A 12,440-nucleotide genomic window follows, 5' to 3' on the forward strand; every position below is an offset into this window, starting at 1 on the left:
CGGGGCGGTCCGGTCAGAGAACCTGGAGGGCGGTGCAGAGCCAGCGTCCGCGGCGGTGCTCCAGGCGCAGCGCCATCGCCCAGGTGCGGCCGGTGGCGGTGGTCAGGACGGCGGCGGCCTCCACGGCCGCCGGGCGGGGTTCGCAGACCCGCAGCCGGCGCAGCCGTACGGTGGGGCGGGTCGAGCGGCGGCGCACCGGGCCGGCGCGGGCGGCGGCCCTGGTCAGCTCCTGTGCCACGTCGACCGCCCGGGCCGGCTCGGTCAGCGGGCGGATCTGCCCGGGCGGCCGGTAGCCGTTGACGATCTCCAGGCAGGTGGCGACGAACCGCTGGGCGGCCCGGGTGGCCTCCGGGGTGGCGGTCACCAGTGCGGCCGGCGGCGGGGCGGTCGGGGCGGCCCGGCCGGGGCGGCCGGGGGCGGGGCGCGGGTCGTGCGGTCGCCCGCCGGGGCGGCCCGGGCCGCGCCGGTGCGCCTCGAACAGGTCGAGGGCCAGTTGGGCGGCGACGGGGCGGGGCCAGCCCTCGGCCGGCTCCTCCACGAACGGCGGGTCGAGCGGCGGCGCGGGCCGCACCCGGACCGGGGGACGGACGGGCCCGGGTCGGCGGGACTCGATCATCGCAACCCCCGATGCTTGCGTTTGCCTTCGTTTGCCTCCGACAGCCTCGATTCTCGGGCATGCAACGGCCATGGTCAATGGCACCAGGTGCGGCGGAGACTACTCCGGGTCGCGGTCGGTCAGGGGGTTGCCCCGAACCCACTCGGCGGTCTCGGCGTACTTGCGCTCGATGTACTCCTCCAGCCGGGCGCGCTCGACGCGCCACTGCCCCCGGCCGCCGATCTTGATCGCGGGCAGCTCGCCGCTGCGCACCATGTGGTAGACCTGCGAGTCCGACACATTGAGCTCGGCGGCCACGTCGGAGAGCAGCAGGAACCTCGGCTCCACGGAATCTCCCGGGGTTGGGATCGTTTGCTTCAGTTTGCCACCCGCTGCCGACAACGCCGCCCCGCGCCGGTCGTCGCGCCGCCCCGGGCGGCCCGCGCGGCAGCTTCCCGCCGGGCGGGTGCGCGGTGTATGACGGTCACGGCGTACGGCATGATCGGCGACAGGGCCCACGCACGTCGGCCCGGAGGCGGAGGGAGACCACCGGTGAACGACCAGCTTGTCCGGGTGTACGTGCCGGCGATCGTGCCCATGCTCGCCCGCCTGCCCGAGCAGGGGCTGCCCGAGACGGACGCGCACGCCGTCACCCCGGCCCTGCGCGAGTGGTACGCCGAGGGCGACGAGGAGGAGCTGGAGTACGTCGCGTTCACCCGGGCCGCCCAGGACGCCCTGCTCCTGCTGCGCGACCACCCGGCCGCGTCCCGCCGCCGGGTGGTGATCTCGGTCGACGTGCCGGCCGCCGCGCTGCGCCGCACCGACGACGTGCTCGGCTCCAGCGCCGTCCGGCTGGTACGCCCGGCGCCGGTGTCGGCCGTCGCCGCCCTGCACGTGGACGGCGACGACGCGGTCGCCGCCGTGTCGGAGGCCGCCGCCGTGGCCGCCGAGGCCCTGGCCGGCGACCCGGACGCCCAGTTCACCGTCGACGGCGCGGAGGACCACGAACTGGAGTGGTACGACGTCACCGAGCTGGAGCAACTGCTCCGCGCCGCTTCCTGACGCACGCCGCGCCTGCCCTGCTCCGGAGCCCGCCGGCCCCTCAGCGATCGGCGTTCGCCTCCACCGGCTCCGCCTCGTCGTCGTCCCCGGCGGCGTCGTCGGGCGACGGGCCCAGGGTGCGGCCGAAGGCGATCAGCGCGGTGAGCGCGCCGACGAAGAGCACCCAGATGCCGTTGTCGACCCGGGAGGTGCCCAGCGAGGTCTGCGCGACGGAGTCCGCCTCGCTCAGCGCGCCGGCCAGGTCGAGCAGGGACCGCCCGCCGACCCGGATGACGACCTCGGCGAGCAGCAGGAGCAGGCCGGGGCCGGCCCCGGCCAGCAGGTAGCCGGGCCAACGGACGTCGCCCGCCGCCGGGTCGCGCCGCTGGGCGCGGCGCCGGGCCCAGGTCAGGTACGCGAAGGCGAGCAGCCCGGACACCAGGCCGGCGAGCAGGGACTCCGTCCGGGACACCCACTTGGCGGCGGTGACCAGCGACTCCTGGGTGTCGCCCGCCCCGAACAGGTCGAACAGCGGGTCCCGGGCCCGGCTGAACGCCACCACGAAGACCAGCGCCCCGAGCGCGGCGGTGACCACCGCCCCGGCCACCCGGGCGTTGCCCGCGCCGGCCACCGCGCCGCCGATGGTCGCCGCCGCGGCGGCGGTGCCGGCGATGACGTTGGTGGTGGCGTTGTCGAAGTAGGTCAGGTTGATCACCACGGCGGCGGCGAGCCCGACGAGCAGGCCGGTGCCCGTCGCGACGACGAAACGCAGGGTGGCCCGGTCCACGCCGCGCCGGGCCAGCAGCAGGTTCGTCACCGACAGGGCGACCGCCGCGCCGGCCACCAGCGCGGCCGAGATCACCCCGGGCAGCGCGAACGCGGAGAGACTGATCGCGGTGACGCCCGCCTGGGCGGAGGCGATCGCCGCCCGGGTGGACCAGAGCATCGCCGCCAGCCAGCCGACCGCCAGCAGCGCGAGCACGACCGCCCCGGGGGCGCGGGCGAGCGTACCCCCGGCGGCCTGGAGAGAATCGGCGGTCGGCTCCCGCTCAGCGGCCGGGTCGGTCCCCACCGGCCGGTCCGGCTCCTCGGCCGTGGAGCTGCCGGGCTGGTTGCTCATCGTCTCCCCTTCGACGGGCGCCCGGCCCGCGTCGGCGCTGCCGGGACGCGGCGGGCTGGTCACCGGCCACCCAGGGTACGCGCTGGGCGTGCCGTCGGGCCGGGGCCATGCTGGCGGGGAGGGCAGGCCGGCTGGCGGGCCCGCGGCCGGGCCGGGCCGGCCGCCGGAACGGGCTCGGGGCCGACCCGTGGAAGAATCGGCGCAGGTCCCGCCGCCGCGACCGGTACACCGCGCGGTGCCAGGCGTCCGGTCACCCGGCCGGCCGCCCGCGGGTCCGGTTTCGCCACCGCTGTCGAGATCGCCAGGAGCGCTGATGGACGCCGTGTTCTCCGTACCCGAGCCGCACAACGAGCCGGTCCGCACCTACGAGCCGGGCGGCGTCGACCGGGAACGGCTCCAGCGGAGGCTGGCCGAGTTGGCCGCCGAGCGGATCGACCTGCCGATGACCATCGCCGGCGAGCAGCGGATGGCCGGCGGCGACCCGATCGACGTGGTCCAGCCGCACCGGCGCGCCCACGTGCTCGGCGTCACCGGCCACGCCACCCACGACGACGCCCGCGCCGCCGTCGCCGCCGCGAAGGCGGCCGCCCCGATGTGGCGGTCGCTGCCGTTCGCCGAGCGCGCGGCGATCTTCCTGCGGGCCGCCGAGCTGCTCGCCGGCCCCTGGCGGGACACCCTCAACGCGGCCACGATGCTCGGCCAGTCGAAGACCGCCGTGCAGGCCGAGATCGACTCGGCGTGCGAGCTGATCGACTTCCTCCGGTTCAACGTGTTCTTCGCCCGGGGCCTGCTGGAGGAGCAGCCGCTCTCCTCGCCCGGGGTGTGGAACCGGTTCGACCACCGTCCCCTGGAGGGCTTCGTCTACGCGGTCACCCCGTTCAACTTCACCGCGATCGCCGGCAACCTCCCCTCCGCGCCGGCCCTGCTCGGCAACACGGTGGTCTGGAAGCCGGGCCCGACGCAGCAGTTCGCCGCGCACTTCACCATGCGGCTGTTCGAGGCGGCCGGCCTGCCGCCCGGCGTGATCAACATGGTCACCGGCCGGGGCGAGGAGGTCTCCGACGTGGTGCTCGCCGACCCTGACCTGGCCGGCATCCACTTCACCGGCTCCACCAGGGTCTTCCATCATTTGTGGCGGACCGTCGGCGAGAACATCCACCGCTACCGGGGCTACCCGCGCCTCGTCGGAGAGACCGGCGGCAAGGACTTCGTCGTCGCGCACGCCAGCGCCGACGTCGACGCGCTGCACACCGCCCTGATCCGGGGCGCGTACGAGTACCAGGGCCAGAAGTGCTCGGCTGCGTCGCGGGCGTACGTGCCCCGGTCGCTGTGGGAGGGCGGACTGCGCGACCGGCTGGCCGCCACCGCCGACTCGCTGACCTACGGCGACGTCACCGACTTCACCAACTTCGGCGGCGCGGTGATCGACTCCAGGGCGTTCGACCGGCACGCCGCCGCGCTGGAGCTGATCTCCGGCGACCCCTCCTGCACCGTGCTGGCCGGCGGCACCGCCGACGACTCGGTCGGGTGGTTCGTCCGGCCGACCCTGTTCGAGTGCTCCGACGCGGCACACGAGACGTTCACCACCGAATACTTCGGCCCGATCCTCGGCGTGCACGTTTTCGACGACGCCCGCTTCGACGACGTCGTGGCCCAGGCCGAGTCGATCGCCCCGTACGCGCTGACGGGGTCGATCTTCGCCACCGACCGCCGGGTGGTCGACGCGGTGGCCGAGCGGATGCGGTACGCGGCCGGCAACTTCTACATCAACGACAAGCCGACCGGCGCGGTGGTCGGGCAGCAGCCCTTCGGCGGCGCCCGCGCCAGCGGCACCAACGACAAGGCCGGCTCCTGGCACAACCTGGTGCGCTGGATGTCCCCCCGGACGATCAAGGAGACCTTCGTCCCCCCGACGGACCACACCTACCCCCACATGGGCTGAGTGCGCAAGGAAGGGCCCCCTGTCATCGCTTTCTGTTGTACAGGGGGCCCTTCCTAACGCCCGAGGTCACGTCCGCGCCACGCCCGCGGCGGGGGCGCGGCGCGTGTCAGGTCACCGTCCCTTAACGGACTGTCGCCGGCCGACAGTGCACATTGGAAGCCATCCGGGTGGCGAAAGTGGCAAATCCTGGACGTCGGGTCGGCAAAGTGGCAGCGTAATGGGCATGGCGGATTCCGGAGTGAACCCCACGGCGGCGGCCCTCCTCGGGCTGCTCCACGAGGGTCCCATGACAGGCGGTCAGCTGATGGCCGCCGCCGAGCGCAAGCTCGCCCCGTACTGGTCGATGACCCGCAGCCAGGTCTACCGGGAGCTCCCGGTGCTGGCCGAGCGCGGTCTGGTGCGGCTGGGCAAGCCCGGCCCCCGGTCGAGCCAGCCGTACGCGATCACCGCGGCCGGGAAGCGGACGTTCTCCCGGTGGCTGGCCGAGGATCCGGGGCGCGACACGATCCGCAACCCGATCGCCCTGCGGATCGCGTTCGGCAGCCTGCACTCGGCCAACCAGCTGCGCAACCTGCAGGCCTCTGCCAACGAATATCACACGGAGGCCCTCGCCCGGGTGCGGGAGCAGGTGAAGAACGCCAAGAAGGAGGGCGACGACTTCGACGCCAGCGCGCTGGAGTTCGCCGTCGCCTACCACAAGGCCGCCCTGTCCTGGTTGAAGAGCGCCCCGGTCGGCTGATCCTTCCCGTGCGGCCCGCCACCCCGCCTCCGGGCCGCACGGGAGGGCTCGAAAGGCCGCACGGGAGGGCACGAAGGTCGCGCCCCGCCCCGCCGGGGACAGTTTTGGCTCGTGACCGCGGGGCTGGCAAGCCCACCCGGCGTCCCCGCAGTACGCTTGTCAGTCGTGACCGCTGCCGATTACGCCGAACAGCTCAAGGAACTCGACGCCACCCTGCGCAACATCGAGGCCGTGCTCAACATCGACCGGCTGCACGAGGACAAGGCCCGGCTCGAGGAGCAGGCCTCCGCGCCGGACCTGTGGGACGACCAGGCCAAGGCACAGCAGGTGACCTCCCAGCTGTCCTACGTCAACGGCGAGATCAACAAGCTGGGCAGCCTGCGCTCCCGGCTCGACGACGCCAAGGTGCTGCTGGAGCTGGCCGAGGCCGAGGACGACCCTGGCGTGCTCGCCGAGGTGGAGACCGAGATCGGGGCGCTCACCAGGAGCATCCAGGACATGGAGGTCCGCACCCTGCTCTCCGGCGAGTACGACTCGCGGGAGGCGCTGGTGGCGATCCGGGCCGGCGCGGGCGGCGTGGACGCGGCCGACTTCGCCGAGATGCTGCTGCGGATGTATCTGCGCTGGGCCGAGCGGCACGGCTACCCGACCGAGGTCTACGAGACCTCGTACGCCGAGGAGGCCGGCCTGAAGTCCGCGACCTTCGCCGTCAAGGTCCCGTACGCCTACGGCACCCTCAGCGTGGAGTCCGGCACCCACCGCCTCGTCCGGATCAGCCCGTTCGACAACCAGGGCCGCCGGCAGACCAGCTTCGCCGGCGTGGAGGTCCTGCCGGTCACCGAGCAGACCGACCACATCGACATCCCCGAAAACGAAGTACGGGTCGACGTCTACCGGTCCTCCGGCCCGGGCGGGCAGAGCGTCAACACCACCGACTCGGCCGTGCGGCTCACCCACATCCCGACCGGCATCGTGGTGACCTGCCAGAACGAGAAGTCCCAGTTGCAGAACAAGGCGTCCGCGCTGCGGGTGCTCCAGGCCCGGCTGCTGGAGCGCAAGCGGCAGGAGGAGCAGGCCAAGCTGGACGGCCTGAAGACCGACGCCGCCGGCTCGTGGGGCGACCAGATGCGCTCGTACGTGCTGCACCCGTATCAGATGGTGAAGGATCTCCGAACCGAGCAGGAGACGGGCAATCCGAGCGCGGTCTTCGACGGTGAGCTGGACAGCTTCATCGAGGCCGGTATCCGGTGGCGCAAGCAGCGCCAGCTCGCCGGCGACGCTGCGTGATCACTCGTGGGCGGAGCGCGTCGTCGATCTCCCCCTAACCGGGCGTTTCGATGACGCGCCTCGCATCAACGGGGCGTGGGGCTTGGCTCATCGGTTACACCGCGTAGACTCACCACCCGTGATTCAGCTTGAGCAAGTGACGAAGACGTACCCGAAGGCGTCCCGGCCTTCGCTCGACAACGTGTCCGTCTCGATCGAGAAGGGCGAGTTCGTCTTCTTCATCGGCCCATCCGGCTCCGGCAAGTCCACCATCATCAAGCTGCTGCTGCACGAGGTGACCCCGAACAAGGGGCGCGTCGTCGTCAACAGCAAGGACGTGACCTCGATGCGGTCGTGGAAGCGCCCCCACTTCCGGCGTTCCATCGGCTGCGTCTTCCAGGACTTCCGGCTGCTGCCGAACCGCACCGCGTACGAGAACGTGGCGTTCGCCCTTGAGGTGATCGGCAAGACCAAGGCGGTCGCCCGCCGGGTCGTGCCCGAGGTGCTGGAGTTGGTCGGGCTCGGTGGCAAGGAGCACCGCTACCCGCACGAGCTCTCCGGCGGTGAGCAGCAGCGGGTGGCCGTGGCGCGGGCGTTCGTGAACCGCCCGCTGATCCTGCTCGCGGACGAGCCGACCGGAAACCTGGACCCGGACACCTCGATCGAGATCATGCGCCTGCTGGACCGGATCAACCGCACCGGAACGACCGTCGTGATGGTCACGCACGACTCGAACATCGTGAACCAGATGCGCCGCCGGGTCGTCGAGATCGAGAGCGGCCGCATCGTGCGTGACCAGGCCCGCGGCGTCTACGGGTGAGCCGGCGCTCCGCCCCTGTGCAGCCTGACGACGAACACCTCACGCCGGAGACCCGGAGGAATTCCCGATGCGCGTGAAATACGTCCTGTCCGAGGTACTGGTCGGACTGTGGCGCAACGTCACCATGACCATCGCGATGATCATCACGCTGGCCGTGTCGTTGACCATGCTCGGTGTCAGTGGCCTGGTGTACAGCAAGGTCGACGACATGAAGGACCTGTACTACAAGAACATCCAGGTCTCGATCTTCCTGAAGGGGGAGGTCACCGAGCAGGAGCGCACCGACCTGCAGACCAAGCTCGACGGTGACCCCCTGGTGAAGGAGGTCATCTACGTCAACAAGGACGAGGCGTACAAGCGCTTCCAGGAGATGTACCAGGACGCGCCGGACCTGGTCACCGCCGTGAAGCCGGACCAGCTGCCCGAGTCCTTCCGGCTCACGCTGGTCAACCCCGAGCAGTACAAGAGCATCTACGACCAGTACAAGGACACGGCGGGCGTCGACGAGATCGTCGACCAGAGCCGGCTGCTGGACAAGATCTTCGACCTCTTCACCGCCGGTCAGAACATCGCCCTGGCCGGGGCGATCGCGATGGCCATCGCAGCCCTGCTGCTGGTCGCCAACACCATCCAGGTGGCCGCGTACAGCAAGCGGCGCGAGGTGGCGGTCATGAAGCTGGTCGGCGCGTCCAACTGGTTCATCCAGGCACCGTTCGTCCTGGAGGCGGTGGTCGCCGGTCTGATCGGTTCGTTCCTCGGCCTGGGTGCGCTGATCGCCTTGAAGTTCTTCCTGTTCGACGGCTCCCTGAGCGCGTTGCAGGGCCTGTTCTCCCCGGTGACCTGGAGCGACATCTTCCTGATGTTCCCGATCATGGCGGGCGTCGGCGCACTGGTCAGCGCCGTCACCGGCTGGGTCACCCTCCGGTTCTACCTGCGCGTCTAGTCGCCCACCGGGTCTGCCGGCGACAGCGGAGGCCCTCCGGCCGCGGAATAATCCGCGCCGGGGGGCCCTTGTCGTTCGGGTAGCATGATCTCCGCTTCCGGCCCGCCGGCTCAGGGCCGGGGCCGGGGCCGAACGAGGGGAGGTGGCGCCGATGCCACGGGAGAAGGGGCGCAAGGTCGTCGCCTCCAACAAGAAGGCGCGGCACGATTACGCCATCCTCGACACGTACGAGGCGGGCATGTCGCTGACGGGCACCGAGGTGAAGTCGCTGCGCGCGGGGCGGGCGTCGCTGGTCGACGCGTTCGCCCAGGAGCGCAACGGCGAGCTCTATCTGCACGGCATGCACATCCCGGAGTACACGCAGGGCACCTGGACCAACCACGAGCCCAGGCGCACCCGGAAGCTGCTGCTCAAGCGGCTGGAGATCGACCGCCTGATCGGCAAGACCCGCGAGGGTGGGCTCACCATGGTCCCGTTGCAGGTCTACTTCTCCGACGGCTGGGCCAAGGTGGAGATCGCCCTGGCGAAGGGCAAGAAGACGTACGACAAGCGCCAGGACCTGGCCAAGCGGGACGCGGAGCGGGAGATCGCCCGGGTGTCCGGCCGGCGCGGCAAGGGCATGGACGGCTGAGACATCCTGTTTGTCCGCCTCGGCGCGCCGGGGCGGGGCTCGGGGATGAAACCCGTTGCGGCAGGCGTTAGGCTTGGTGGTGCCGCCACACCGGCGGCCCGTCGAGGGGGTGACTGGTTTCGACTTCGTACGTTGCGGCAGGGGAAGCGAGCCGAGGAAGCCGACGTCGTCTCGAGAATCGGTCGTCGGAAACCAATAAGCGCCAAGAACAATCGCGCTGACTTCGCTCTCGCCGCCTGAGGCGAGTAGCTAAGTCTGTCGGCCTGGGAACGCCTTCGTCCCAGTAGCCGGCATCAGCTAGAAGGCTGGCCAACCGGACCCGGTCGCGGGGTCCGTGCGGCGAGATCAATCAGCGACTGGGCCCGTCACACCAACTTGCTCGCGTGAGCGGTGGGGCCGAGTAGAGGCACAGCGAGCTGCGCTCGGAGAAGCCCTGACAAACCGGCGAAGGACCCGGGTTCGATTCCCGGCACCTCCACCACCTGACGATGCGCCCCGGCCATCCGGCCGGGGCGCATCGTCGTATCCGGGGCCGATGTGACCCGGCGGGCCGCTGGGGTCGATGGGGCCATTGTGAGCCGGGCGCGGCCAGCGGGGTCGATGGTGCCGGCGGGAGGCCGGACCCGGAGGGAACCGCGGCCCGCGCGGCTGCGTCGTAGCGGTATGCGTCGAGTTCTCGCCCTGCTGGGGCTGCCCCTGTTGGTCGTCGCGGCCGGTTGCGCACCGGCCGGTTCCGAGCCGTCCGCCGGCAGCACCCCCGCCGGCAGCCCCGACCAGCGCTTCGAGGCGTTCGGGCAGCGGGCCGCCGAGGTCGCCGGGGCGTGGCGGCCGGGCACCGCCTGGACCGGCGGCTATCTGCCGTTGCAGGAGCCCACCGTGCTGCTCGGCGACCCCGGCTTCACCGCCGACACCGAGCAGGCGTTCCGCAGCGGCTGGTACCGGGACCAGATCGAGGTGCCCACCGCCCGGCCGGCCGCCGGGGCGATCCGCTTCCCCGACGGGACGCTCACCGTGCCGCTGGTCAGCGCCGCCGAGGCGTACCGGCAGCTCGACCAGGGGGACCCGCCGCCGTGCGAGGGTCGGCCGAAGACTCCCGGGAGGCCGGCGAAGCCCGGCTCCGGCCCGATCGTCGAGCCGGGACCCGACGGCCCGACCGTCGGCGAGGGGCCGTACGGTCACAGCGGCGGCCCGAACGACCCGGTCAGCAGCGAGCCGTCGTCCGCCTGCGTCCCGCTCACCGTCACCGCCGTGACGCTCGGCACCGCGCCCGTGCATACCAGCCGGGGCGAGGCGCAGGTGCCGGCGTGGCTGTTCACCATCGACGAGCTGACCGCGAAGGTGGCCCGGCTCGCCGTCGCCGACGCCCCCGGCGCCCTGCCCGAGGGGGTCGCGCCGACAGGGCCGGCGCCCGACGGGGTGGTGGGCGCGCAGGACCTCCGGGCCGTCGACGGGGCGAAGCTGACCTGGCGGGTCGGCGTGGGCGCCTGCGACACGGGGATCACCCCGCTGGTGTGGGAACGCGACGACGTGGTGGTGGTCGGCGGCGGGGTAATCCGCGCCACCGGCATGTGCATCGACCTGCTCAAGCTGGAGCCGGTCACCGCCACCCTCAAGGCGCCGCTGGGCAACCGGCCGGTGCTCGACGTGGTCACCGGCGCGCCGCTGGTCCTGCGCCCCTGAACCGTGCCCGACGCCTCCGGCCCCGGACCTGGGCGGGGGTGTCAGAGCAGCTTCGGGACCTCGGTGCTGATCGGCACCGGCAGCACGGTGGGCCGGTCTGCCGCCAGCGCCGCGCGCAGCGCGTCGCCCAGCCGGTCCGGGTCCTCGACGACCGTGGCGGCGCAGCCGTACCCCCGGGCCACCGCGACGACGTCCAGGCCGGGCAGGTCCAGGCCGGGCACCCCGGGGGTGTGCTTCAGCTCGGCGAACGCCTTGAGGATCGCGTACTGCTGATTGACCGGGACCACGACGGCCAGCGGCAGGCGCAGCCGCGCGGCCGTCCACAGCGCCTGCACCGCGTAGTGGAACGACCCGTCGCCGATCACCGCGACCACCGGCCGGCCCCGCCCGGTGTCCCGCTCGGCCAGCGCGATCCCGACCGCCGCCGGCAGCCCGAACCCGAGGCCGCCGCTGGCCATCGTGAAGTACGACCCGGGGCGGGTGACCGGCAGCCGGCGACGCAGCGCGGCCAGGTTGGACGGTGACTCCTGCACCAGCACCCCGTCGGGCGGCCAGTGCCGGGCCAGGGCGGCGAACAGTGCATCCGGGCTCACCGGCGGGCCCGGTTCGGGCGGCCCGGGGGCAGGCCGGGGCGGTGGAGGCGGGCGGTCGGTCGCCGGGAGCAGCTCGACCAGGGCGGCCAGGGCCAGGCCCGGATCGGCGAGCAGGCCGTCGCCGACCGGGGCGCGGGCCGTCTCGTCCGGGTCGTCGGTGACGTGCAGCAGCCGGGTGCCGGCGGGCAGGTACTCACCCGGCACGTGCGGGTAGTAGCGGAACACCGGCGCGCCGATGACCAGCACCGTGTCGTGGCCGGCCAGCGCCTCCGCCAAGGGCCCGATCGCGTACGGCAGCACGCCCCGGAAGTGCGGGTGGTCCTCGGGGAACGGGGCCCGCTCCGGGGCGGGCGCGGCCCAGACCGGGGCGGCCAGTCGCTCGGCCAGCGCCACCGCCGCCGGCCACGCCCCGGCCCGGTCGACCGCCCCGCCGAGCACCAGCGCGGGGCAGCGGCTGGCGGCCATCCGGGCGGCGAACTCCCGCAGCCGGGCCGGATCGGGGGCGTACCGGGTGGCCACGGTGCGCACCTCGGGCGGCCCGGCCGCCGGCTGGGCCCAGTCGTCCAGCGGCAGGGAGAGGAAGACCGGGCCGGCGGGCGGCTGCACCGCCGTGGCGTACGCCCGCATGAACGCCGCCGGGATGTCCTGCGCGCGGGCCGGTTCGTGGCTCCACTTGACGTACGGCCGGGCCAGCTCGGTCGCCCGGGGGCTGGCCAGCCGGGGCTCCAGCAGCAGCATCTCCCGGGTCTGCTGACCGGCCGAGACGATCAGCGGGGTCTTGTTGTGCCAGGCGGTGATCAGGTTGCCCATGCCGTTGCCGGTGCCCGGGGCGGTGTGCAGGTTGACGTGGGCGGGGCGGCCGGTGGCCTGGGCGTAGCCGTCTGCCATGGCGACCGCGGACGCCTCGTGCAGGGCGTGGACGTACCGGAAGTCGGCGGGGAAGTCCTGGAGGAAGGGCTCCTCCGTCGAGCCGGGATTGCCGAACACGGTGGTCATGCCCAGCGCCCGCAGCAGGTCGTACGTCGTCTCGCGGACTGTTGCCACCAGCCGAATCTATCGGGAAAGGCCCT

12 protein-coding genes and 1 other RNA gene are annotated in these 12,440 nt (G+C 72.7%); 9 read left to right on the top strand and 4 right to left on the bottom strand.

The genetic code is table 11. The annotated features are described in order from the left end of the window. Window positions 1-13: 13 nt before the first annotated feature. Together ACFT41_RS14995 and ACFT41_RS15000 are read right to left on the bottom strand one after the other, a co-directional pair. Window positions 14-616: an Rv3235 family protein gene (locus tag ACFT41_RS14995; RefSeq protein ID WP_377583599.1), complete on the bottom strand. Its 603-nt coding sequence runs from the start codon at window positions 614-616 to the stop codon at window positions 14-16. 99 nt (window positions 617-715) lie between these two features. Then, window positions 716-943, bottom strand: coding sequence for a helix-turn-helix domain-containing protein (locus ACFT41_RS15000; RefSeq protein WP_334519641.1), 228 nt, complete (start codon window positions 941-943; stop codon window positions 716-718). 204 nt (window positions 944-1,147) lie between these two features. Here ACFT41_RS15000 and ACFT41_RS15005 point away from each other — a divergent pair, with 204 nt between their 5' ends. Further along, window positions 1,148-1,657 carry a DUF6912 family protein gene (locus ACFT41_RS15005; RefSeq protein ID WP_377583603.1) on the top strand — a complete coding sequence of 170 codons (510 nt, stop codon included), beginning with the start codon at window positions 1,148-1,150 and terminating at the stop codon, window positions 1,655-1,657. 40 nt (window positions 1,658-1,697) lie between these two features. Here ACFT41_RS15005 and ACFT41_RS15010 read toward each other — a convergent pair whose 3' ends face one another. Beyond that, complete coding sequence (locus ACFT41_RS15010; RefSeq protein ID WP_377583675.1) at window positions 1,698-2,756, bottom strand: hypothetical protein; 1,059 nt, start codon at window positions 2,754-2,756, stop codon at window positions 1,698-1,700. Window positions 2,757-3,069: 313 nt separating this feature from the next. On the opposite strand from ACFT41_RS15010, the gene pruA reads away from it, so the two are divergent. From pruA to ACFT41_RS15050, 8 genes are all read left to right on the top strand, one after another. Then, window positions 3,070-4,698, top strand: coding sequence for an L-glutamate gamma-semialdehyde dehydrogenase (gene pruA, locus ACFT41_RS15015; protein ID WP_377583606.1), 1,629 nt, complete (start codon window positions 3,070-3,072; stop codon window positions 4,696-4,698). 223 nt (window positions 4,699-4,921) lie between these two features. Continuing rightward, entirely contained in the window at window positions 4,922-5,437 is a 516-nt protein-coding gene (locus ACFT41_RS15020) for a helix-turn-helix transcriptional regulator (protein WP_377583608.1), read from the top strand. Between the two features lie 165 nt (window positions 5,438-5,602). Further along, on the top strand, window positions 5,603-6,724 hold the full coding sequence (gene prfB, locus ACFT41_RS15025; protein ID WP_377583611.1) for a peptide chain release factor 2: 1,122 nt from the start codon (window positions 5,603-5,605) through the stop codon (window positions 6,722-6,724). A 118-nt stretch (window positions 6,725-6,842) separates the two neighbouring features. Beyond that, window positions 6,843-7,523: a cell division ATP-binding protein FtsE gene (ftsE, locus tag ACFT41_RS15030; protein WP_007074933.1), complete on the top strand. Its 681-nt coding sequence runs from the start codon at window positions 6,843-6,845 to the stop codon at window positions 7,521-7,523. 67 nt (window positions 7,524-7,590) lie between these two features. After that, window positions 7,591-8,466, top strand: a complete 876-nt coding sequence (ftsX, locus tag ACFT41_RS15035) for a permease-like cell division protein FtsX (protein WP_377583614.1) — start codon at window positions 7,591-7,593, stop codon at window positions 8,464-8,466. Between the two features lie 151 nt (window positions 8,467-8,617). Then, window positions 8,618-9,097 (top strand): SsrA-binding protein SmpB, encoded by a 480-nt coding sequence (gene smpB, locus ACFT41_RS15040; protein ID WP_377583616.1) that lies wholly within the window; start codon window positions 8,618-8,620, stop codon window positions 9,095-9,097. 105 nt (window positions 9,098-9,202) lie between these two features. After that, window positions 9,203-9,578, top strand: a transfer-messenger RNA (tmRNA) gene (ssrA, locus tag ACFT41_RS15045). Between the two features lie 182 nt (window positions 9,579-9,760). Next, a complete protein-coding gene (locus tag ACFT41_RS15050; RefSeq protein ID WP_377583619.1) occupies window positions 9,761-10,777 on the top strand; it encodes a hypothetical protein in 1,017 nt (338 codons plus the stop codon). 41 nt (window positions 10,778-10,818) lie between these two features. Here ACFT41_RS15050 and mdlC read toward each other — a convergent pair whose 3' ends face one another. After that, complete coding sequence (gene mdlC / locus ACFT41_RS15055; RefSeq protein WP_377583621.1) at window positions 10,819-12,414, bottom strand: benzoylformate decarboxylase; 1,596 nt, start codon at window positions 12,412-12,414, stop codon at window positions 10,819-10,821. Window positions 12,415-12,440: the final 26 nt, after the last annotated feature.

Source organism: Micromonospora sp. NPDC057141 (genome assembly GCF_042670805.1).
Classification (GTDB): Bacteria; Actinomycetota; Actinomycetes; order Mycobacteriales; family Micromonosporaceae; genus Micromonospora.